Below are 21,279 nucleotides of genomic sequence, written 5' to 3'. Positions count from 1 at the left end.
AGCCGAGGGTGGGAGCCGGGTGAACGGGATCAGCTCGCTTGCACCACGCGTAAGAGAACCCGGCGCGGGCCCCGCGCTCGGCGAAGCCGGTCTGATCAGCCCCCCTGGGGCTCCTTGGTGATCCGACCCTCGGTGAGCCTCGGCTGCTCAGCATGATCGCTGGCCTGGTCCGCCTCGGAGTCTTCGTGCGCGGCCTCGATGTCTTGGATGCCCCGGACGGAGACGCCGTTGACCACCAAGGCACGCGGGCGGACCCGTGCTGAGACGCTGATGACCTCGCCCATGGCGTCGCCGTCGATCTGGAACGGCATCGGCTCGGCCATCGTGATCTTCACGCGCTTGGCCTGGCGCACGGTCATCACGGGGATGTCGGCGGCGAAGCGGGTCACGGTCTTGGCCATGATCCTCGCCCAGTCCCACGCGTGGCGGGGGGTGAAGAGCACCGCATCCATGTGTCCGTCGTCGAACTTCGCCGAGGGCACCAGCAGCATGTTGGCCTGCAGCGAGCCGCAGTTGGCGAGCAGGACCGAGCGCACCCGGTAGGCCTGTGCGGCGCCGTCGTCGATGGAGACAGAGATGGCGGAGCGGGAGCCCATGATGTGGCGCAGCCCGGCCTCGCCGTAGGCGAGCCAGCCGGCGCGCTGCTTCAGGGCGTCCCGAGTGTCTCCCATGACCTCAGCGTCGAGACCGCCACCGGCGATGACCAGCGAGTTCTCCTCGTCGGTGCGCCCGTCCGGTCGTTCAAGGCTCAGATCAAGGGTGTCCACACGGTGGCTGCGGCCGTGTATGGCCTCATCCACGCAGGCCCGGAGGTCCTGGAACGGCAGCCCGATATTGCGGGCGAAGAGATTTCCGGTGCCCAGCGGCACGATGCCCAGCGCCGTCTGGGTGCCGACGATCTCGGCGGCCACAGCGCGCACGGTGCCATCCCCTCCGGCCGCGATGACGGTGACGGCGCCGGCCTCCAGTGCCCGCCGGGTCATCTCATGGCCGGGGTCCTCCGCGCTGGATGCCATCACCAGGGGTGCTGGCATTCCCGCCCGGGAACAGGCGGAGTGGATCTGACGCACGACGTCGTCGGCGGGGTCCTTGGTGGGGTTCACGACGACCGCCACCAGTCGCCCGGGGCCATCGGCAGTCACCGAGGGGTGAACCGCAGGCTTGCTTTCGAGCTCCTGGGTGAGTTCGGCCGTGCTCCGGCGCAGCCGGTGGTGGGCGATGCCCAGCCAGACCACGGCGACGAGCAGGATCGCAGCAAGAGCGAGCGTGGACCAGAGGAGGGCGCTGAGCGTGGCGGTAGTCATCATCTTCAGTCTACTGCGGCCGGTTCCAGGGGGAACCGGTGCTGTCCGGAGTCATCTTCACCCTTGGCGGGGGGCGGCTGATCGATGAGCTCCCCAGGGGCGCCGGTGGCGATAAGCTGGGGGCGTGATCGACATCAAGGACCTCATCGAGAATCCCGAGAAGTACCGGGCCAGCCAGCGCGCACGTCAGGCGGACGAGTCCGCAGTGGACTCGCTGATCGCCGCGCAGCAGACACGCAGCGCCGCCATCACGCGCTTCGAGACGCTGCGCGCGGAGCAGAAGTCCTTCGGCAAGAAGGTCGCACAGGCCGCCGGGGAGGAGAAGCAGCAGCTCCTCGCCGAGGTCAAGGACCTCTCGAACCAGGTGAAGGCCGCCGAGGCAGAATCCCAGGGCGCCGCGGAGCAGCTGCGCCGCCTCCAGGCAGCCTTCCCCAACCTCATCCACGAAGGGGTCCCCGCCGGCGGCGAGGAGGACTTCATCGTGCTGCGCGAAGAGGGTGCCGCCCGTGACTTCGCCGCGGAGGGCTTCACGCCCAAGGATCACCTCGAACTCGCCGAGTCCTTCGCCGCGCTGGACATGGAGCGCGGAGCCAAGGTCTCAGGGTCACGGTTCTACTTCCTCAAGGGCATCGGTGCACGCCTGGAGCTGGCCATGATGCAGATGGGCATGGACCAGGCGATCGAAGCCGGCTTCACCCCGATGATCACCCCCACCCTGGTGCGCCCGGAGACCATGGCCGGCACCGGCTTCGATGTGGAGCACGACGACGAGATCTACCGGCTCGAGCGCGACGACCTCTACCTGGTGGGCACCTCCGAGGTGGCCATCGCCGGGTATCACTCCGATGAGATCCTCGACCTCGCGAAGGGGCCGGAACGGATCGCCGGATGGTCCACCTGCTACCGCCGCGAAGCCGGCTCCCACGGCCGCGACACCCGCGGGATCCTGCGCGTGCACCAGTTCAACAAGCTGGAGATGTTCACCTTCTGCACCGCCGAGGAGTCCGCCGCCGAGCACGCCAAGCTGCTGGCCTGGGAGGAACAGATGCTGCAGAAGATGGAGCTGCCCTACCGGGTGGTCGACATCGCGGCCGGAGACCTCGGCCTCTCGGCCGCCCGCAAGTACGACTGCGAGGCGTGGGTGCCCTCGCAGCAGACCTACCGCGAGCTGACCTCTACCTCGGACTGCACCACCTTCCAGGCGCGCCGGCTCAACATCCGCGAGCGCACGCTCAAGGAAGACGGCTCCAAGGGGCCGACGACGCCGCTGGCCACGCTGAACGGGACCCTGGCCACCACGCGGTGGCTGGTGGCCATCCTGGAGAACCACCAGCAGGCCGACGGCACCGTCCGGGTCCCTGCCGCGCTGCGCCCATACCTCGGCGGCCTGGAGGTCATCGAGCCGGTGGTGTGACCGAACTCGACTGAGGATAGGCTCGTCTGCCTAGCCAGCGCTTTTCTGAATCATTAGTATCAAGAGGGTCGGCGCCGAACAGCGCCAATTGCCTCAACAGCACAAGGAGTGTCACATGACTCAGAAGTACTCCGACTACACCGCGCCAGGTCTGGCGCAGGAGAACGGTCACGAGATCGCCGGTCTGCTGCAGAACCGCCTGTACGCCCTGAACGACCTCCACCTCGTGCTCAAGCACGTGCACTGGAACGTCGTGGGCCCGAACTTCATCGCCATCCACGAGATGCTCGACCCGCAGACCGAGGTCGTCCGAGGCTTCGCCGATGAGGTGGCAGAGCGCATCGCCACTCTCGGCGGGTCCCCCTCGGGTCTCAGCGGCGAGCTGGTCACCAAGCGCAGCTGGGAGGACTACCCGCTGTTCAAGGCCGATGGTGCCTCGCACCTGGCCGAGCTGGAGAAGGTCTACGACGGCGTCATCGGCGATCACCGCGATGTGCTCAACAAGGTCGGCGAGCTCGACCCGATCACCGAGGATCTTCTCGTCGGACAGGTCAAGGAGCTCGAGCTGTTCCAGTGGTTCATCCGCTCCCACCTGGACAAGGCAGGCGCAGCCTCCTGATCGACTGAGCCTGAGCTCCCTCGAAGAGCCCCCGTCAGCACCTCTCCGGTGCCGACGGGGGCTCTTCTGCGTCAGCCCACCGACTGACACCTGGACGCTTCAGCTCAAGGGGGTCTGGCCACCCGTGAATTTAACGTGCGGGCTCAGACCCCTGGTGGCCGAGGTAAGGGGCCTGTGAAGTCGCCGAAGACAGTGGTCATCGGTGTTGCGCGACTGTGACAGCGGTCATGTGGTGTGTCTTGACACACACCCAGGGCCTATTTAGTCTTACGGCAAGACGAAATCCAGATCACAGTCTTAACCAGGCCCGTTTTGGCTTCAGGACCGGATCTGGTTCGGACTTTGGCGCTGTACTGCTGAGTCACCCGTCCGGCCGATCCGGAGTGCTGGGGAGACCTTGGCGATGTACCGGTACAGAGCTGGGGCTCGCACTGATGAGAAAGGACGCAACGATGCGCAGAACAACTCGAGTGGCCGCTGCAGGCCTCGGAGTGACATCCCTCCTGGCGCTCTCGGCCTGTGGCGGCGACGACAACGGCGGTGGTGGCGGCGATGCCGATGCTGACGCATGGATTCTCACCGGCGGCGGCTGGCCGGCCATCCAGGAGGACTTCGACCGCTGGAACGAAGCGAACGAAGATGCTCAGATCGACACCGAAGCCATCGAGAACGACTCCTATAAGGGTCAGATCCGTACGGCGGTCGGCTCGGGCGAGGCGCCCACGCTGATCATGTCCTGGACCGGCGGCGCGCTGCTGGAATACGCCGAGGAAGAGCGCATCGTCGACCTCAGCGAGCACACCGGCGAGCTGGAGTCCCGGGTCTTCGATTCGGTCTGGCAGAACGGTCAGGTCGACGACAGCACCTATGCGGTGCCGCTCAACGACGTGCAGCCAGTGGTCATGTATTACAACCAGTCAGTCTTCGATGAGGCAGGCGTGGAGATCCCTGAGACCTGGGAAGACGTCGAAGCCGCCATCGACACCTTCAACGAGAACGACGTCGCTCCCTTCTCGCTGGCCGGCGGCTCCGTCTGGCCGGCACTGATGTGGCTGCAGTACCTCACCGATCGCCACGGGGGCGAAGAGGTCTTCCAGGCCGTGGTCGAGGGTGAAGAGGGCGCATGGGACAACGAGTCCATCCTCTTCGCGCTCGAGACCATGCAGGACCTGGGTGAGAACGGCGGCTTCATCGACACCTACAACTCGGTGACCGCTGACCAGAACGAGGACGCCCAGCTGCTGGCCGATGGACAGGCCGCGATGCTGCTGCAGGGCTCCTGGGTCTATTCCACGATCCATCAGGACTTCCCGGAGTTCGCGGAGTCCGGTGACTTCGGCTTCACCTCCTTCCCGACTCTGGAGGACGGCGCCGGTGATCCCTCGAACATCGTGGGCAACCCCGCCAACTTCTGGTCGGTCTCTGCTGACGCCTCGGAGGAGGAGCAGCAGATCGCCTTCGACTACATCAGCGAGAACCTCTACAACGAGGAGACCGTGACCTCCATGCTGGAAGCCGGTTCGCTGCCGCCGCTGTCCGACATCGAGGATCAGATCGCGGAGACCGATGACGCGGACTTCCTCGAGTTCTCCAGCGGGCTGGTGGGCGAAGCCAATCACTTCCAGCTCTCCTGGGATCAGGCAGTCGCTCCTGAGGTGGCCCAGCCGCTGACGGACAACCTGTCACAGATCCTCCGCGGGGACATGGCCCCCGAGCAGTTCGTCGAAGCGATGAACTCGCTCTGATGTACCCCCACAATCGGTTCGGGGCGGCTCCATCAGCCGCCCCGGACCGATTGCCCTGCACCGACAACAGGAATCTGAATCGAGCTCATGACTGAAACCGCTGCTCGAAGCAGGACGACCGGGTTGGGCCATAAGGGACCTTCATTCCTGATGGCGCTGCCGGCTGTTCTGTTCTTCGGAATATTCGCACTGATACCGCTCTTCGGGGTGGTCGTGATCTCCTTCATGGAGTGGAACGTTCTGGGCTCGCCCACCTGGGTGGGTCTGAGCAACTGGCAGGCGGTGCTCTTCGACCGGCCCTTCACCTGGACCGCTCTGGGCCTGACCATCACCTTCGTCATCGGCTCCTACCTCTTCCAGGCCCCCGTGGCCCTGCTGCTCGGCGTCTTCATGGCAGGACAGCAGCGCTACCGCGCGCTGCTCGCGGTCCTGTACTTCCTGCCGCTGCTGTTCTCCTCAGTGGCCGTGGGCCTGACCTTTCAGTCGCTGTTCTCCCCGAACTACGGCCTCTCCGCAGCCCTGCCCTTCGATTGGCTGCCCAATGACTGGTTGGCGAACTCCGACCTGGTCATGTGGGTGATGATCTTCGTGGTCGGTTGGTGCTTCGTGCCCTTCCATGGTCTGCTCTACCAGGCCGGGGTGCGCCAGATTCCGCAGTCCATGTATGAGGCCGCCACCATCGACGGCGCCGGCCGGGTGCGGCAGTTCTTCTCGATCACGATCCCGCAGCTGCGCTACACGATCATCACCTCTTCGACGCTGATGCTGGTCGGTTCACTGACCTACTTCGACCTGATCTTCGTGCTCACCGGCGGCCAGCCCGCCAACGCGGTGCGGATCCTGCCGCTGGACATGTACGTGACCGGCTTCAGCTCATACAACCTCGGCTACGCCTCGGTCATCGCGGTGATCTTGGTAGCCATCGGACTGACTCTCTCCTTGGCGCTGAACATCATCTCCGGTTCATCCAAGATGGAGAGCGACAAGGCAGGCGCATGATGACTCCCACCGCAAGCACCCAATCCGCGACCCCCGACGCCGGCATGGCCCTCGCCCCCGAGGTGCCCGGCTTCGAGCGCCGCGACGTGAAGCAGAACAAGGTCCGCCGCACCGGCGCCCCGGGAGAGAAGCCGAACATCCTCGGCGGCCTCGGCGGCTGGCTCTGGCTGGCCATCATCATCCTGCCGATCTACTACATCGTCATCACCTCGTTCCGCACCAGCGAGGATCTGCGCTCGTCCAACCAGCTGCTGCCCACCACGAATCCCACGATCGCCCCCTTCATCCGGGTGATCCAGAACGACTTCTTCCATTACTTCACCAACTCGCTGATCGTGACGCTTTCGACGGTCGCCGTCGTGCTCGCCGTCTCAGTGATGGCGGCCTACTACATCGCTCGGTCCACCACCCTGGGCGGGAAGCGACTGTTTCAAATCATCCTGCTGGGCATCGCGATCCCGGTGCAGGCCACGATCATCCCGGTGTACTACCTGATCCAGCAGCTGGGGCTCTATGACACCCTCTGGGCGCTGATCCTGCCGCAGATCGCCTTCGCGATCCCGTTGAGCGTGCTGATCATCGTGAACTTCGTCCGCGACATCCCGATGGAGCTCTTCGAGTCGATGAAGGTCGACGGCGCCGGAGAGTGGAAGATCCTCACCGCGCTGGTGCTTCCCATGGCCAAGCCGGCCCTGATGACCGTGGGAATCTACCAGGCGCTGCAGGTCTGGAACGGCTTCCTGTTCCCGCTGGTGCTCACCCAGAGCAGCGACGTGCGGGTCCTGCCGCTCTCGCTGTGGGAGTACAGCGGCCAGTTCGGCATCGACGTGCCGGCCACCCTGGCCGCCGTCGTGCTCTCCGCGCTGCCGCTGCTGGTGGTCTACATGTTCGCCCGCCGCCACATCGTGGCCGGTCTGACCGCCGGTTTCGGCAAGTGACACTCGGCACCACGCATTGATCCACTCGGCGAAGCTGCCGGTCCTTCTCGATCGGCAGCTTTGTTGTTCCTCGACTGACCGCGACAGCTGCGCTGCGCCGATATCCCTAGGAGTTCACACATGAGCAACCCCACGCCCGAACGCATCACCGGCCCCTGGAACGACACCTCCCTCTCGGCGGCGGCGCGCGCCGAGGCGCTGCTGGAAGAGATGACGCTGGAGGAGAAGGTATCCCAGCTCGGCTCGCACTGGGAGATGCGCGAGGACAAGGACGCCCAGGGTGAGGTCGCGCCGATGGAGGACGCCATGTCCTCGGGCAAGCTGCCCTTCGAGTCCGAGATCCTCGACGGCGAGGGGCACCTGACCCGCACCTACGGCACCGTCGCGCTCTCGGTGCCCGAAGGTGCCGCGGACCTGCGGCAGCGGCAGGCCGCAGTGGTCGCCGCAAACCGCTTCGGCATCCCCGCGATCGCCCACGAGGAGTGCCTCACCGGTTACACCGCCTATCAGGCCACGATCTACCCGACCTCACTCGCCTGGGGTGCGACCTTCGACCCGGAGCTCATCGAAGAGATGGCCGCCGCGATCGGCGCGGACATGGCCGCCACCGGCGTCCAGCAGGGGCTCTCCCCGGTGCTCGACGTCGTCCGCGACGCCCGCTGGGGCCGGGTGGAGGAGACCATCGGCGAGGACCCCTATGTGATCGGCACGCTGGCCACTGCCTACGTCAAGGGTCTGCAGGGGAGCGGGATCATCGCCACGCTCAAGCACTTCGCCGGCTACGCCGCTTCCCGGGCGGCCCGGAACCACGCCCCGGTGCACATGGGCAGACGTGAACTCATCGACATGATCTTCTACCCCTTCGAGCTCGCCGTGCGCGAGGGCAAGGTCGGCTCGGTGATGAACTCCTACGCCGACATCGACGGCGAAGCCCCGGCCGCCTCGCACTGGCTGCTCACCGAGGTGCTGCGCGAGCAGTGGGGCTTCGAAGGCACCGTGGTCGCCGACTACTGGTCGGTGGCGTTCCTGGAGAAGATGCACCACGTGGCAGCCGACCAGGCCGAGGCCGCGCGGCTGGCCATCTCCGCCGGGCTCGACGTGGAGCTGCCGCACACCGGCGGCTACCGCACGCTGGCTCAGCAGGTCCGCGACGGGCTGCTCGAGGAATCGATCCTGGATGCCTCGGTGCGCCGGGTGCTGCGACAGAAGGCCGAGCTCGGCCTGCTCGACCGCCGGACGCACGACGCCGACTGGGAGCCCAGCATCGATGAGTCGGTGAACCTGGACTCAGACAGCAACCGGGCCCTGGCTCGCACCGTGGCCGCGAAGTCCCTGGTGCTGTTGAAGAACGACGGCGTCCTGCCGGTCACCGCCGATTCTCTGGCCGGCAGGCGGATCGCGGTCGTCGGTCCCTCCGCCGACGAGCCGCGCACCATGATGGGCTGTTATTCCTTCCCCAACCACGTGCTGGCCAAGTACCCCGCCGGGACCTTCCCGCACAAGGGAATCGGCGTGCCGATGCCCTCGGTGCTGGAATCTCTGCGTGAGACCTACCCCCAGGCCGAGGTCACCTACAGCTATGGCTCCCCGATCGTGAGCTACGACGACTCCCAGATCGCCGCGGCCGCTGAATCCGCGGCCGCGGCAGACCTGGCCGTGGTGACCGTCGGCGACCTGGCCGGCATGTTCGGCGCCGGCACCTCAGGCGAAGGCTGCGATGTCGCAGACCTCAAGCTTCCGGGCGCCCAGCACGAGCTTGTCGAAGCCGTGCTGGCCACCGGCACTCCCGTGGTGCTGGTGGTCATCTCAGGCCGCCCCTACGCCCTGGGCGGCCTGGCGGAGCGCTGCGCGGCGATCGTGCAGGGCTTCTTCCCCGGAGAAGAAGGCGGCCCGGCCATCGTGGACCTGCTCAGCGGGGCCATCGAGCCGACCGGGCGGCTGCCGATCGGCGTGCCGGTCCACCCGGGTGGACAGCCCTCGGGCTACATCGCGGCCCCGCTCGGCCTCAACAGCCAGGGCGTGTCCAATCTCGATCCCACCCCGCTCTACCCCTTCGGCCACGGTCTCAGCTACACCACCGTGGAGTACTCGGATCTCCTCGTCTCAGGCGCACAGATCCCGGTCGACGGCACCGTGGAGGTCTCGATGACGCTCACCAACACCGGAGACCGGCCCACCGAGGAGGTGGCCCAGCTCTACTTCGGTGACCGGGTCGCCTCCGTGGCTCGTCCGGTGCGCCAGCTGCTCGGCTACGCCAAGGTGCAGATGGCTCCGGGGCAGAGCCGCACCGTGACCTTCGAGGTCCACGCCGACCGGTTCTCCTTCACCGGGGTGCACTACCGCCGGATCGTGGAGCCCGGGGCGATCGACCTCTACGCAGGTCCTTCGGTCGGGGAGCTGCCGTTGCAGGCCGAAGTCACGCTGATCGGGGACGTCCGGGAGATCAACGGCCAGCGCGTGCTGACCACTCCGACACGCGTCAGCTAGGTCCACTCTCAGCTGGCCGGCGGCCGAGGCATCAGCGAGGGATGAGGGAAGCCCCCGGCGCATCAGCGTCGGGGGCTTCCCTCATCGGGGCTCTGGGGGAGGGGCGGCTCACCTCGTGCAGCCAGACGATGTGCCACGGGTCCGTGATCCGGATCAGGGTCGCTCGGCACGGAGCGAGCGCCTCAGTGCTTCTGGGCGATGAGTCCGCGGCGGGCGGCGTAGGCCTGGCGGACCTCCGGGGTCGGGGTGGCGGTGATCGTCTGGGTCTCCACCGTGGACCAGGCTGGTGGATTGGGCGCTCCGGAGAGCACCCAGGCGGCCTGACGGGCGGCGCCGTCGGCGACATACTCGCCGGGAGCCGGGACGCTGACCTCGCGGCCCAGGATCGCCGGGGCTATCTGCTGGACTGCCGCGGAGCGGGCAGCGCCGCCGATCAGCGTGATGGACTCCACCGGGACGCCCTGGGAGGTCATCGCCTCCAGGCCGTCGGCGAGGCCGCAGAGCAGGCCTTCCACGGCGGCGCGCGCGACGTCCTGCGGGTTCATCGAGGCCAGCGTGAGCCCGATGAAGGATCCGGTGGCGTAGGGGAGGTTCGGAGTGCGTTCCCCCTCGAGGTAGGGCACCAGGGTCAGCCCGTTGGCGCCGGGCTGTGCGGCCAGGGCCAGGTCCGCGAGCCCGGCGTGGTCCACTCCGAGCATCTTCGCGGCACCGTCGAGGACTCGCGATCCGTTGAGGGTGACCGCCAGCGGCAGAAACTCCCCGGTGGCGTCGGCGAAGCCGGTGACCATTCCGGAGGGGTCCTGGATGGGCTCCGGCGAGACCGCGGAGACCACGCCGGAGGTGCCGATGGAGAGCGCGACGTCGCCGGTGCTCATGCCCAGACCCAGGGCCGCGGCGGCGTTGTCCCCGGCGCCGGGGCCCAGCAGCAGGTGCTCCCAGCCGCGGGCTGGGTCCCCGGTGCCCACCTGCTCCCGCGGTCCGCATACGCGCGGCAGGATGATCTCCCGGGCGGCGTCCTCGGAGATCCGCAGGGCGCGGGCCAACAGGTCATAGCGGTAGCTGCCGGCGGCGGTGTCGAAGTAGCCGGTGCCGGAGGCGTCGGAGCGATCGGTGGCCAGGTCCGCCAGCTCGGTGGAGCCCGAGAGCTTCCAGGTCAACCAGTCGTGGGGGAGTGCGACGGCGGCCAAGCGGGCGGCGTTCTCCGGCTCCGCATCGACGAGCCAGCGCAGCTTGGTCACGGTCAGCGAGGCCACCGGCACCGAGCCGGTCATCGCTGTCCAGGCTGCGGCACCCTCGGTCCCGCCGCCGTATTCGGCGATCAGCTCGGCCGCGGCATCGGCTGAGCGCGTGTCGTTCCAGAGCAGCGCGTCCCGGATGACCTCGCCCTGGGCATCGAGGGCGACCATCCCGTGCTGCTGCCCGCCCACCGAGGCGGCGGCGACGTCGGCGAGCCCGCCGGCGGCCGCAATGGCGTCGATCAGCGCAGCCCACCAGGCGGCTGGGGCGACCTCGGTGCCCTCGGGGTGCTTCGCGGAGCCGGTGCGGACCAGCTCTCCGGTGTGCGCGTCACGGATGACGACCTTGCAGGACTGGGTGGAGGAATCGATACCGGCGACCAGAGTGGGCATGCGGTGTCCTTTCGTGACGCTCGCCCGGGCAGGCTGCCGGTCAGGGTCGGCCCTTGGCGCTGGCGGGGGAGCTGGCGTGGGGGATGGTCTGGGGTCGTTTCTCGAGGGTCCCACAGCGGTGGCCGGCCGCTCCAGTGTCCTGATGCGACCGGCCACGCGGTGAAGCTCAGCTGTTCGGCCGAGGCCCGGCCGAACTGGTGAGGATCAGCCGATCAGGTGTTTCATGGCCAGCTGGTTGAGATTCACGAAGCCGTAGTTTCGCTCGGCTGCCTTGTCCACGTCGAACTTCTCGTAGCTGGAGGTGTCGGCGAGGAAGTCGGTGAGCGACTCGCCGGCGGCCAGGGTGGACTCGCCGAGCTCGTAGACGCCTGAGTCCTTCAACGCAGCCTGGACCTCGGGGTCCGCACGGAAGGCCTTGGACTTGTCGGCGAGCATGGTGACCATCTCGACGTTGGCCTTGGCCGAGTCCCAGATGCCCTGCACGTAATCGGTGCGGGAGGGCTTGTAGTCGAAGTGCATCCAGCCGTCGTAGCTCGGTCCGCCGCCTGGGAAGCCGTTGACCAGCAGGTCGACGGTGAAGAACGCCGAGGCCAGTTCACCGTGGCCGAAGACCAGGTCCTGGTCATACTTGATGGAGCGCTGACCGTTGAGATCGATGTGGAAGAGCTTGCCCGCCCACAGCGCCTGCGCGATGCCGTGGGTGAAGTTCAGTCCGGCCATCTGTTCGTGACCGGTCTCCGGGTTCAGCCCGACGATGTCGCCGTGCTCGAGCTGGGCGATGAAGCCAAGCGCGTGACCGATGGTCGGCAGGAAGATGTCACCGCGTGGCTCGTTGGGCTTGGGCTCCAGTGCGATGCGCAGATCGTAGCCCTTGTCCTTGATGTAGCTGGCGATGGTGTCCACGCCCTCGGCGTAGCGCTCGTGGGCGGCGAAGAGATCCTTGGAGCCGTCGTACTCAGCGCCTTCACGGCCGCCCCACATCACGAAGGTCTCGGCGCCGAACTCCGCGGCGCGGTCGACGTTGCGCAGCAGCTTGCGCAGGCCGAAGCGGCGCACCGAGCGATCGTTGGAGGTGAGTCCGCCGTCCTTGAAGACCGGGTGGGAGAAGGTGTTGGTCGTCACCATCTCGACCTTCAGACCGACCTCGTCCGCCACCTCTTTGAACCGGGTGAAGTACTTCTCGCGCTCGGCGTCGTCGGTGCCGAAGGGGGCGACGTCGTCGTCGTGGAAGGTGACGCCGGACGCGCCGGCCTCCTTCAGCTTCGGCAGGTACTCCCAGGGCTCGAACGCAGGGCGGGAGGCCGAACCGAACTGGTCCTGCGCGGTCCATCCGACGGTCCAGAGACCGAAGGAAAGCTTGTAGTCAGATGCTGGCGTCGATGCCATGGGGGCCTCCTGCAAGGAAAAGGAATGGTTCCGGGTGCACCGGGAAAGCTGTGACCCGGCACTCATTTTGTTTCTAGATGTAACCTAAATCCTATTGGGGCTAAGATCAAGTCCGTGAACCGAGACACTCCCCGCAGGACGGCAGGACCGAGCCCCAGTACGGCGTTCGGCGTGACCTCGCGCGGCTCGCTCGCCCGGCTGGGCCGCAGCTCCGGAGACGACCACGGCGACTTCTCCCGCGCCCCGCGCGGAGACGGAGCGGCCAGCGACCAGTCCTCCCGCCCCGGCGCCCGCCAAGAGACGCTGCGCGAATCCAACCTGCTGCTGCTGACCGAAGAGATCTTCTCCGCCGTCGAGCCGCTCTCCCGGGCTGACCTGGCGATGCGCACCGGCATGACCCGCTCCACCGTCTCGCGGCTGGTCGATGACCTGCTCGCCGCCGGGATCATCCGCGAAGGCTCCCCGGCCGTCGGCGGGGGCTCCCGCGGCCGGCCGGCCGTGCCGCTGCACCCTGCGCGCGCGACCCTGGCCGGGCTCGGCGTGGAGATCAGCGTGGACTTCATGGCGGCCCGTGCGCTGGATCTGACCGGGGAGACCCTGGCCGAGGAGATCATCGACGGAGACTTCCGCGGCTCGGATCCAGAAGCCGTGCTGCCTCGGGCTGGTGCGATGGCGCTGCGGGTGGCCCAGCAGGCCACCGCCCGAGGCGCGCGCGTGGTGGGCACCGTCCTGGCACTGCCGGGCCTGATCGGCGCCGACGAGCATTCGCTGGTGCTGGCCCCGAACCTCGGATGGCGCGGCGTGGACGCCGTGCCGCTGCTGGTCGGTGAGCACCGTGACGCCTTTGGTGGATTCATCCATGCCGCGAACGAGGCCAAGCTCGCAGCGCTTGCGGTGGCGCAGGAGCTGGCCGCGGCTGATCAGCAGGAGCAGACCTTCCTCTACGTCTCCGCGCAGATGGGCATCGGGGCCGCCGTGGTCATCGAATCAGTGGTCGACGTCGGACAGCACGGCTGGGCCGGAGAGATCGGGCACATCTCGGTGGAACCGGAGGGGCCGCAGTGCGGCTGCGGAGCGCTGGGCTGCCTGGAGACCTACGCCGGGAAGCGTTCTCTGCTCGCGGCCGCCGGGATGGAGCGCACCGCCACCGCGCAGGACCTGGTGGAGCTCAGTCAGCGCGACGACGACGCCGGCCGGACCGCCTGCCAGGCCATCGACCGCGCCGGATGGGCGCTCGGCGTGGCGCTGGCCGGGGCGATGAACCTGCTCGACGTCCACGACATCGTGCTCGGCGGGGTCTACGGCCCGCTCGCGGACATGCTGCGTCCGCGCATCGAGAAGGAGCTCAACTCCCGGGTGCTCTCCGCGCAGTGGAGCACCTTCCGGGTGCGCACCGCCTCGAGCCAGTCGGCACCGGCGGCAACCGGCGGTGCGCTGCGCGCGATGCGCTGCGTGGTGGACGCGCCGCTGCAGTGGGTCCCCCAGCCCGGGTGAACCCAGCTTGCATGAACCGAGCCTGCATGACCCCGGGCAGCGTGTGCCCATGAGTGGAGCGCCGCAGCTGAGGGGTGTCAGTCGGCTCGGATGGCTTCGATGCTGTAGCCCATGCGGAACCATTTCCCGGGCTCCAGGTGGATCAGGTCCTCACCGCTGTTGAGCGCATTCGGCGGGCAGGTCATCGGTTCGATGGCCACCCCGGCGCGATCGATCCGCTCCCCGGTGTAGACCTGGACCCAGGGCGAGTCGGCGATCATGCGCACCACGAACCCTGAGGGCCCGTGGATGAGTTCCGCGGTCCAGCCCTCCTCGGGCAGATCGGTGAAGGCGTGATCGATGTTGCGCCCGGCCAGCAGCGGGCCGTTGGTGAGGTCGAAGTCCTGAGAGACCGACTTGCGGCCGGTCACAGTGCCATCGGCCTTGGTCTTGAGCATCGTCCGGGCGGGGAGCCGCAGCCGGCATTCCCTCAGCGAGGCCCCACCAGCAGTCAGGTAGGGGTGGAAGCCGGCGCCGAAGGGCGCGGTCTGCGGGACCTGGGCGGGGGTCGCGTCGGTGCCATCGATGTCAGCATCAGGGGCGTCGGCGTCGCGGACTTCGGCTTCTGAGGCTTCGCCGTCGGGGACGTCGGTGTCGGCGACTTCGGTGTCTGTCGCGTCGGCATCGGCGACCGCGGCGTCTGGGGCCGCACTCTCCTGGTCTTCGCTGGCGGAGGCAGCCAGGTCGTGCTTGAGATCCTCGTCCTCGGCTGTTTCGCCGTCGGGGGTGTCGCCGTCAGGGGTGTCGCTGTCTGCGGCGAGGGCGTCTGCAGCGTCGGCGTCAGGCGTATCGCTGTCGGGCTCGGCTGCCCTGAGGCCTGCGCTGTCGGGCTCGTCGGCACCGGGGCTCACGTCGTCGTCGTCGTCCCTCGCGCCTTCTGAGGCTTCAAGATCACCGGCTTCGACGCCGTCTGCGGCCAGAACGCTGTCATCAGCTTCGACAAGAGGTGCCTCGGTCTCCGGGGCGCCGTCCTCCAGCTGCTCAGGGCGGTAGCGCGCCATCAGTGTCGCGGCGAGGCCGACGTCGGCGGAGACCCGGTAGGTCAGGGCGATGTCCAGGCCGAAGGGGTATCCCTCCGAGCTCTCCAGCCAGCCCGCCAGCTGCACCTCGGACTCCTTTTCGGAGATCACGCGCAGCGGCAGGTCGATGAGCAGTCCGTGCAGGGCGGCACCGGTGGCCTCTTCGTTGACCGGAAGCAGGTGCTCCACCCCGTTGTAGGTGTAGCTGCCACCCTTGGTCCGATTGGGCCACGGAGCCAGCACGGCCCCGGCGAAGGAGCCGTCGGTCTTCGCGGCGGGCACGATGAGCTCGTCCTCGTGATGTGTGAGGTTGAGCAGCTGGCCGCCGAGAAGGCTGACCTCTGCCGTGTATCCGCCGCCGGTGATGGATACCGAGTTCATCGCGTCCATTTGTGGTGCCTCCTACGAAGCGTCGCAATTCTCTGCGCTTCCCTGACACTGCCCCGACCCGGCTGAAGACCAGGCGGACGGTGGCAGTGAAACGCAGAGTTACATGTATGGCAACAGTACCCAAAAGGCGATAGTCCGGCCTATTCGTGCCGAACCTCGGGGTGCGGGGGTGCAAGACTGACCCATAAGGCATAATGACCGGTTACCCCTTCCGAGCGAGTGTGATGACAATGAATACATCTGCAGTGACGACTTCTGAAGAATTCTCGATCCCGGCGGCCGGCGCAGGCGGCAGCTTCTCCCATACCCCGGGGAAGAAGATGGTCTGCCTGGACGTGGACGGCACGATCGTCTTCCACGACGGTCGGATGTCCGACGCCGTGAAGGAGGTCGGTCGCGCCCTGGTGGCCGAGGGGCACACGGTGGTGGTCTCCACCGGCCGGTCCCTGCCGGCGACGCTTCCCGTGGTCGAGACCTTCGGCATCGAACACGGCTACGCGGTGTGCAGCAACGGCGCAGTGACCGTGCGGATCGATGTGTCCCTCGAGGACGGCTACGAGGTCCTGGACCGGCGAATCTTCGACCCCGCTCCCGCGCTGGACGCGCTGGTGGAGCGGCTGCCGAATGCCCGCTACGCCATCGAGACCTCCGTCGGCGACTTCCTCTCCACCGAACGCTTCGAGGACATGTCCTTCGGCCTCGATGCCCGCGGCGTGAGCTTCCAGGAGATGAAGGAGGCCGAGGCCGTCCGGCTGGTGGTCAACTCCACCGAGTCCACCGCTGAGGACTTCGCCACCGCGGTGCAGAGCATCGGCCTGCACGGAGTCACCTATTCGGTGGGCTGGTCGGCGTGGCTCGACATCGCCGCCTCCGGAGTCAGCAAGGGGTCCTCCCTGGAGGCGCTGCGCGAACGGCTCCAGGTGCCCGCCAAGGACACGGTCGCCGTCGGTGATGGGCGCAATGACATCGAGATGCTCGGCTGGGCCGCCCGCGGCGTCGCCATGGGGCAGGCGCCCCAAGAAGTGATCGACGTCGCCGACGAGCTCACCGCCCCGGTCGAGGAAGACGGACTGGTGCCGGTTCTGCGCAGCATTCTGAAGCAGGATTGAGGCGCGGGGGCGGTCACCCCGCGCCCAATCCGCCCCAGCCGCCCCACTCGATGAGGGTGGGGCTCTAGGAAGCTAGGTCAGCGCAGGGGCAGCTTCTCGTCTGCGGTGAGCGCGACGTCGTCCTCGGGCTCCTTCTCCCCGCTCCACGCCCGCTTCATAGACATGATGCACTCCACCAGGACCCAGACCGCGGCGAAGATGATGACCACGTTGATCGTCAACAGCAGCCACTCGCCGTTCTCGAGGAAGCTGAACACCTGGACCACAGCGGCGTAGGAGCTCATCACGAGCACGAACGCCATCGGGATCAGCACCGGCAGGAACGGGCGGTTCTTGCGCATCAGCATCACCACGATGATGCCCATGGTCAGCGAGGCCAGCAGCTGGTTGGTGGTGCCGAACAGCGGCCAGATCAGCATGCCGCCGGAGCCGTCGGCGCCCTGCGAGAAGGTCAGCCCGCCACCGATCACGATCACCACGATGGTCGCCGTGATGACGCCGATCCGGATCTTCGCGAGTTCGCCGATCTCCTGGACCACGAAGCGCATCAGGCGCACGCCGGTGTCCATGGTCGTCGCCGCGAAGAGCACGGCCATGGTCGCCAGAATGGTGGCCGAGAGACCCACCGGGATCCCGAGGCCCGCGTTGACGATCGCGCCGCCGCCCGCGACGAAGTTCCCGACCGGGTTGTCGTTGAAGGAGGAGTAGACCTCTTCCCACTGGGTCAGCGTCTGGAAGCCGGCGGTGGTGGCGATGATCGCACCCAGGGCCAGCAGGCCCTCGCCCACGGCTCCGAAGTATCCGACGAAGCGCGCATCGGTCTCCCGGTCCAGCTGCTTCGAGGTGGTCCCGCTGGCGACGGTGCCGTGGAAGCCGGAGATCGCGCCACAGGCGATGGTGACGAAGAGCAGCGGAATCATCGAGGGGGTGCCCTCAGGCAGGTTCGTGTTGATCGCCGGAGCCACGATGGTCGGGGTGGCGAACATCGTTGCGCCGTAGAGGATGCCCAGACCGATGAACAGCTGCACGCCGTTGATGTAGTCACGTGGCTGCAGCAGCACCCACACCGGCAGCAGCGAGGCGATGCCGGCGTAGAGGAAGAGCACGATGATCCAGACGCCGTTGGGCGCCAGGCCGAAGGTGCTCTCCGGCAGTTCGATCGGGTACGCGTTGCCCAGGATGATCAGGCTGTAGAGCGCGATGACGCCGACTGCGGTGACTGCCAGCAGGTTCCAGCGGAACCGGTAGATCGCCTGACCAACCAGCAGCGCGACGATCAGCGCGCCCCAGGTGGGTATGACCGCCCCCGGCTGGGAGACCAGCAGGTTCGAGATCACCACGGCGAAGGCTGCGACCACCATGAGCAGCAGCAGGAAGACCACGACCAGGAACAGGTTGCGGCCGCGGGCGCTGATGTAGCGACCCGAGAGCGTGCCGATCGACTGGCCACGGTTGCGCTGGGAGGCCCAGAGTGCGCCGAGGTCATGCATGCCCGCGATGAACACGGTGCCGACGGTGACCCAGATGAACGCCGGGAGCCAGCCCCAGATGACGGCGACGGCGGGGCCCACGATGGGCGCTGCGCCGGCCACCGAGGTGAAGTGGTGGCCCCAGAGCACGTAACGGTTCGTGGGGACGTAGTCCACGCCGTCGTTGAACTGATGTGCGGGCGTCTTGAACTCCGCGTTGAGCTTGTAGACCTTCTTCGCGAGGAACCGCGAATACAGGAAATAGCCGCTGAGCATCATAGCGACGCCGATCGCGGCGATGACCAGAGAGTTGACTCCGTCCATCTTGACCTCCTCATTGGGGGCGCCTGCATGAGGGCAGGCGCCGGTTACGGTGCGAATGATGTGATGGCAGACATAGTACGCAGATTGTGTGAGCGAGGACACCGCCGAGTCGTGACGCGCGACTAGGATCATCAGATGCCTCAGCCCAGCGAGCGCCCGTTGACCCCCGCACTGACCTTGGAGGAGCTCTGGCCGCCCTTCGGCCTGCGCATCCAATCCGCGCGGATTGAGCTGCGGGTCGTGCGCGAGACCGACTTTCCTGCGTATGTGGACGCCGCGACCTCGGGGGTCACCCAGACCAGCAGGAATCCGTTCCGCCATGCCAGGAACGAGCAGGAAGCTGCAGGACTGCCGAAGAGTGCGCTGCCGCGGCTGTGGTCCACTCGATCCGAGATCGGCCCAGACCAGTGGAGTCTGATGCTCGGAATCTTCCTCAAGGGTGCCGGCAGCGCCGAAGGTTGCCTGACCCAAGAGCCCGGTGAGCTCATCGGGATGCGGGACTGCCGCGCCGAGGATTGGTCCGTGCTGCGCACCATCGGATCCGGCAGCTGGCTGCGCGCCGACCGGCAGGGCCAGGGCCTGGGCACCGAGGCTCACGCCGCGATGCTGCTGTGGGCCTTCGACCACTTCGGCGCCGAATACGCCGAGTCCGGCGCCTCCACCTGGGACGAGCGCTCGCGGCGGGTCGCCGAGACGCTGGGCTACTTCACCGCCGGCACCCGTCGGGTCCCGGATGCCCACGGCGAGAAGTCCGAATGGGAGCACATGTTCCGGCTGCCGAAGAACGACCTGCTCCGCCCGCCCTGGCAGATCCAGGTCACCGGCAACGACCGACTCAGGGGCTTCTTCGGTCATGACTGAGTCAGAGGCAGGCCCCGCGCGCTCGACGCCGGCACCCCCGGCGACGACGACGCCCGCGCTGCCCGTGAGCACCGACTGGGTGCGCGCCGTCGTCACAGGTGCCCAGCACATCCCTGCCCCGGCCGGCCCCGGGTTCTACGCCAGCGCGGCGGGAGTCCTGCGCGGAATCGGGCTGATCCAGCTGGACCCGCTCACCCGGGTCTCCACCGCGCAGCGGCTCACCACGCTGACCCGGCTGCCGCGAAGCGCCCGGGCCGAGGACATCGACTCCTCGCTCTGGCCGGCGGGAGCTCCGCTGCACGGGGCGCCGGTCTCCTTCGAGGCCTTCACCAAGGTCGCCTGCGTGTTCCCGATCGAGGACTGGCCGCTGCTGCAGCTGCGCCGCGAACGCGTCCGCGAGACCTACGCGCTGAGCCTCGATCCGAAGATGCGCGCGCAGATCCGCGAGGTGGTCGCCGCGGCGGAGAGCGGCGCCCAGATCGGCGCCATCGAAGCCGCGATGGGCGCCACGCGCACCACCGGCTGGAACTGGTCTGAGATCAAGCACGCCGCCGAGCTCATGGTCCGCACCGGGGAGCTGGTGATCACCGCGCGCAACGGGATCATCCGGCTCTTCGACCTGCCTGAACGCGCGCTGCCTGCACCGATCCTCGAAGCGGCACACCTCCCGAGGGATCAGCTGCGCGCCGATCTCGCCCGCCGGGCCGCCGGAACCCTCGCGGTGATGACCGCGGCCGACTTCGCCCACCATTACCACCTCTCCACCGCCGACGCCGCCCGTGGCATCGCGCTCGCCGGGCTCACCGCGCTGCAGGTCCAGGGATGGAAGGACCTCGCCTACTGCCACCCACAGCTGCTGGACCCGGTGCCCGATCGCGCCGCCCCTGAGGCAGGCGCCACTCCGCAGCCCTCCCCACACACCACCTCGCCGCCCGGCACCGCACCGGCAGCCCAGTCCCGACTCATCGGCCCCTTCGACCCCTTGCTGCGAGACCGCGGTCGGGCCCGCCGGATCTTCGACTTCGACTACAGCTTCGAGGCCTACGTGCCCAAGGACAAGCGGCTCTACGGCCACTACGTCATGGCGGTGCTCTCCGGCACCGAGATGGTCGGCCGGGTGGACCTCCAGCGCGTGGGCGGGGTGCTGCAGCTCAATCGGATCTTCCCTGAACGTGGACACAGCACCCGCGCGGTCACGGCCCGGGCCCGCGCCGGGGCCGGGACGCTGGGCGCCCAGCTCGGCACCGAGGTGGAGCTCCGGGACGCCGCACGAGACCGTTGACCGGGCGCAATGTGTACGCTTGGCCGTGGAAGCGGACGCGCAGCGAGAATCCTTCACGGGCTTCCGGTGCGGCCGCACAGCAGTGCTCTTGACGCTCAACACTAGGAGAACCCGTGGCCCTGACTCACGATGTCACCATCGAAATTCCCGAAGGCTCCCGCGTGAAGTACGAGATCGACCATGAGACCCACCGTCTCCGGCTCGACCGCGTGCTCTTCACCCCCATGCAGTACCCGACCCACTACGGGTACTTCGATGACACCCTCGGTGAAGACGGTGACCCGCTGGACGCGATGGTCTGGATCCCGGGCGTGGACCTGGTCCCCGGCGTCGTCGTGGAGTCCCGCCCGGTGGGCGTGCTGAACATGACCGACGATGGCGGCGGCGACGCCAAGCTGCTCTGCGTCCCCAAGGACAAGCGCTTCGATCACATCCAGGAGCTCGAGGATGTGGATCAGTGGACGCGCCAGGAGATCGAGCACTTCTTCACCCGTTATAAGGACCTCGAGCCCGGCAAGTGGGTCAAGATCGAGGGCTGGGCCGGTCGCGAAGAGGCTGAGGCCGAGCTGACCCGCTCCATCGAGCGCTTCAAGGGCTGACCCAGCCCGACTTCACATCGAGTGGGCGATCTGAGCGACTTTTCCGCCTGCGGGTTCTAGTGGTGGTTGCAACAGCCTGAGATTCAGGAGTTGCAAGTGCCTTCACCACATCACCCCCGACCCCGGACCGGACAGGGATACCCGGCCTGGTTCAAAGACCAGGTCCTGGATGA

The 21,279-nt window shown here is 67.6% G+C and carries 16 protein-coding genes; 11 read left to right on the top strand and 5 right to left on the bottom strand.

Annotated elements, in window-relative coordinates:
• Window positions 1–95: 95 nt before the first annotated feature.
• A complete protein-coding gene (locus LTH96_RS10000) occupies window positions 96–1,304 on the bottom strand; it encodes a diacylglycerol kinase family protein (protein ID WP_241465594.1) in 1,209 nt (402 codons plus the stop codon).
• Between the two features lie 124 nt (window positions 1,305–1,428).
• On the opposite strand from LTH96_RS10000, the gene serS reads away from it, so the two are divergent.
• The 6 genes from serS to LTH96_RS09970 all read left to right on the top strand — a co-directional run bounded on the left by serS (window position 1,429) and on the right by LTH96_RS09970 (window position 9,506).
• The gene (gene serS / locus LTH96_RS09995; RefSeq protein WP_241465593.1) at window positions 1,429–2,718 is read left to right on the top strand and encodes a serine--tRNA ligase; all 1,290 of its coding nucleotides are present in this window, start codon (window positions 1,429–1,431) and stop codon (window positions 2,716–2,718) included.
• A gap of 115 nt (window positions 2,719–2,833) precedes the next feature.
• Window positions 2,834–3,337, top strand: coding sequence for a Dps family protein (locus LTH96_RS09990; protein ID WP_241465592.1), 504 nt, complete (start codon window positions 2,834–2,836; stop codon window positions 3,335–3,337).
• A 452-nt stretch (window positions 3,338–3,789) separates the two neighbouring features.
• Window positions 3,790–5,082 carry an extracellular solute-binding protein gene (locus tag LTH96_RS09985; protein ID WP_241465591.1) on the top strand — a complete coding sequence of 431 codons (1,293 nt, stop codon included), beginning with the start codon at window positions 3,790–3,792 and terminating at the stop codon, window positions 5,080–5,082.
• Window positions 5,083–5,169: 87 nt separating this feature from the next.
• Window positions 5,170–6,081, top strand: coding sequence for a carbohydrate ABC transporter permease (locus tag LTH96_RS09980; protein WP_241465590.1), 912 nt, complete (start codon window positions 5,170–5,172; stop codon window positions 6,079–6,081).
• Window positions 6,078–7,019, top strand: coding sequence for a carbohydrate ABC transporter permease (locus LTH96_RS09975; RefSeq protein ID WP_241465589.1), 942 nt, complete (start codon window positions 6,078–6,080; stop codon window positions 7,017–7,019). The genes LTH96_RS09980 and LTH96_RS09975 overlap by 4 nt, the downstream gene beginning before the upstream one ends.
• 120 nt (window positions 7,020–7,139) lie before the next feature.
• Window positions 7,140–9,506: a glycoside hydrolase family 3 N-terminal domain-containing protein gene (locus tag LTH96_RS09970; RefSeq protein ID WP_241465588.1), complete on the top strand. Its 2,367-nt coding sequence runs from the start codon at window positions 7,140–7,142 to the stop codon at window positions 9,504–9,506.
• 182 nt (window positions 9,507–9,688) lie between these two features.
• On the opposite strand, the gene xylB is transcribed toward LTH96_RS09970, so the two are convergent.
• Both xylB and xylA read right to left on the bottom strand, forming a co-directional pair.
• Window positions 9,689–11,134, bottom strand: a complete 1,446-nt coding sequence (gene xylB, locus LTH96_RS09965; RefSeq protein ID WP_241465587.1) for a xylulokinase — start codon at window positions 11,132–11,134, stop codon at window positions 9,689–9,691.
• Between the two features lie 204 nt (window positions 11,135–11,338).
• Window positions 11,339–12,520, bottom strand: coding sequence for a xylose isomerase (gene xylA / locus LTH96_RS09960; RefSeq protein WP_241465586.1), 1,182 nt, complete (start codon window positions 12,518–12,520; stop codon window positions 11,339–11,341).
• A gap of 114 nt (window positions 12,521–12,634) precedes the next feature.
• Here xylA and LTH96_RS09955 point away from each other — a divergent pair, with 114 nt between their 5' ends.
• Window positions 12,635–14,014, top strand: coding sequence for an ROK family transcriptional regulator (locus tag LTH96_RS09955; protein ID WP_241465585.1), 1,380 nt, complete (start codon window positions 12,635–12,637; stop codon window positions 14,012–14,014).
• 77 nt (window positions 14,015–14,091) lie between these two features.
• Here the strand turns inward: LTH96_RS09955 and LTH96_RS09950 are convergent, their stop codons facing one another.
• Window positions 14,092–15,462 carry a hypothetical protein gene (locus tag LTH96_RS09950; RefSeq protein ID WP_241465584.1) on the bottom strand — a complete coding sequence of 457 codons (1,371 nt, stop codon included), beginning with the start codon at window positions 15,460–15,462 and terminating at the stop codon, window positions 14,092–14,094.
• 320 nt (window positions 15,463–15,782) lie between these two features.
• Here LTH96_RS09950 and LTH96_RS09945 point away from each other — a divergent pair, with 320 nt between their 5' ends.
• Window positions 15,783–16,571, top strand: a complete 789-nt coding sequence (locus LTH96_RS09945; RefSeq protein WP_241465780.1) for an HAD family hydrolase — start codon at window positions 15,783–15,785, stop codon at window positions 16,569–16,571.
• A gap of 77 nt (window positions 16,572–16,648) precedes the next feature.
• Here the strand turns inward: LTH96_RS09945 and LTH96_RS09940 are convergent, their stop codons facing one another.
• The gene (locus LTH96_RS09940; RefSeq protein WP_241465583.1) at window positions 16,649–18,364 is read right to left on the bottom strand and encodes a carbon starvation protein A; all 1,716 of its coding nucleotides are present in this window, start codon (window positions 18,362–18,364) and stop codon (window positions 16,649–16,651) included.
• Between the two features lie 135 nt (window positions 18,365–18,499).
• On the opposite strand from LTH96_RS09940, the gene LTH96_RS09935 reads away from it, so the two are divergent.
• The 3 genes from LTH96_RS09935 (at window position 18,500) to LTH96_RS09925 (ending at window position 21,106) form a co-directional block, all read left to right on the top strand.
• Window positions 18,500–19,225 carry a GNAT family N-acetyltransferase gene (locus tag LTH96_RS09935; RefSeq protein ID WP_241465582.1) on the top strand — a complete coding sequence of 242 codons (726 nt, stop codon included), beginning with the start codon at window positions 18,500–18,502 and terminating at the stop codon, window positions 19,223–19,225.
• Entirely contained in the window at window positions 19,218–20,507 is a 1,290-nt protein-coding gene (locus LTH96_RS09930) for a DNA glycosylase AlkZ-like family protein (protein WP_241465581.1), read from the top strand. The genes LTH96_RS09935 and LTH96_RS09930 overlap by 8 nt, the downstream gene beginning before the upstream one ends.
• Window positions 20,508–20,626: 119 nt before the next feature.
• On the top strand, window positions 20,627–21,106 hold the full coding sequence (locus tag LTH96_RS09925; RefSeq protein WP_241465779.1) for an inorganic diphosphatase: 480 nt from the start codon (window positions 20,627–20,629) through the stop codon (window positions 21,104–21,106).
• Window positions 21,107–21,279: the final 173 nt, after the last annotated feature.

Origin of the sequence: Nesterenkonia sp. LB17 (genome assembly GCF_022565915.1) — a bacterium.
In the GTDB taxonomy this organism is placed as follows: domain Bacteria; phylum Actinomycetota; class Actinomycetes; order Actinomycetales; family Micrococcaceae; genus Nesterenkonia.
The sequence above is the reverse complement of the archived record's forward strand: the minus strand, read 5'-3'. Positions and strand labels throughout refer to the sequence as shown.

What these genes read in the sequence shown, in the direction of transcription:
- LTH96_RS10000 (WP_241465594.1), bottom strand. Translation starts at nt 1,304, where the DNA reads ATGACTACCGCCACGCTCAGCGCCCTCCTCTGGTCCACGCTCGCTCTT.
- LTH96_RS09990 (WP_241465592.1), top strand. Translation starts at nt 2,834, where the DNA reads ATGACTCAGAAGTACTCCGACTACACCGCGCCAGGTCTGGCGCAGGAG.
- LTH96_RS09985 (WP_241465591.1), top strand. Translation starts at nt 3,790, where the DNA reads ATGCGCAGAACAACTCGAGTGGCCGCTGCAGGCCTCGGAGTGACATCC.
- LTH96_RS09980 (WP_241465590.1), top strand. Translation starts at nt 5,170, where the DNA reads ATGACTGAAACCGCTGCTCGAAGCAGGACGACCGGGTTGGGCCATAAG.
- LTH96_RS09975 (WP_241465589.1), top strand. Translation starts at nt 6,078, where the DNA reads ATGATGACTCCCACCGCAAGCACCCAATCCGCGACCCCCGACGCCGGC.
- LTH96_RS09970 (WP_241465588.1), top strand. Translation starts at nt 7,140, where the DNA reads ATGAGCAACCCCACGCCCGAACGCATCACCGGCCCCTGGAACGACACC.
- xylB (WP_241465587.1), bottom strand. Translation starts at nt 11,134, where the DNA reads ATGCCCACTCTGGTCGCCGGTATCGATTCCTCCACCCAGTCCTGCAAG.
- xylA (WP_241465586.1), bottom strand. Translation starts at nt 12,520, where the DNA reads ATGGCATCGACGCCAGCATCTGACTACAAGCTTTCCTTCGGTCTCTGG.
- LTH96_RS09950 (WP_241465584.1), bottom strand. Translation starts at nt 15,462, where the DNA reads ATGGACGCGATGAACTCGGTATCCATCACCGGCGGCGGATACACGGCA.
- LTH96_RS09945 (WP_241465780.1), top strand. Translation starts at nt 15,783, where the DNA reads ATGGTCTGCCTGGACGTGGACGGCACGATCGTCTTCCACGACGGTCGG.
- LTH96_RS09940 (WP_241465583.1), bottom strand. Translation starts at nt 18,364, where the DNA reads ATGGACGGAGTCAACTCTCTGGTCATCGCCGCGATCGGCGTCGCTATG.
- LTH96_RS09935 (WP_241465582.1), top strand. Translation starts at nt 18,500, where the DNA reads ATGCCTCAGCCCAGCGAGCGCCCGTTGACCCCCGCACTGACCTTGGAG.
- LTH96_RS09930 (WP_241465581.1), top strand. Translation starts at nt 19,218, where the DNA reads ATGACTGAGTCAGAGGCAGGCCCCGCGCGCTCGACGCCGGCACCCCCG.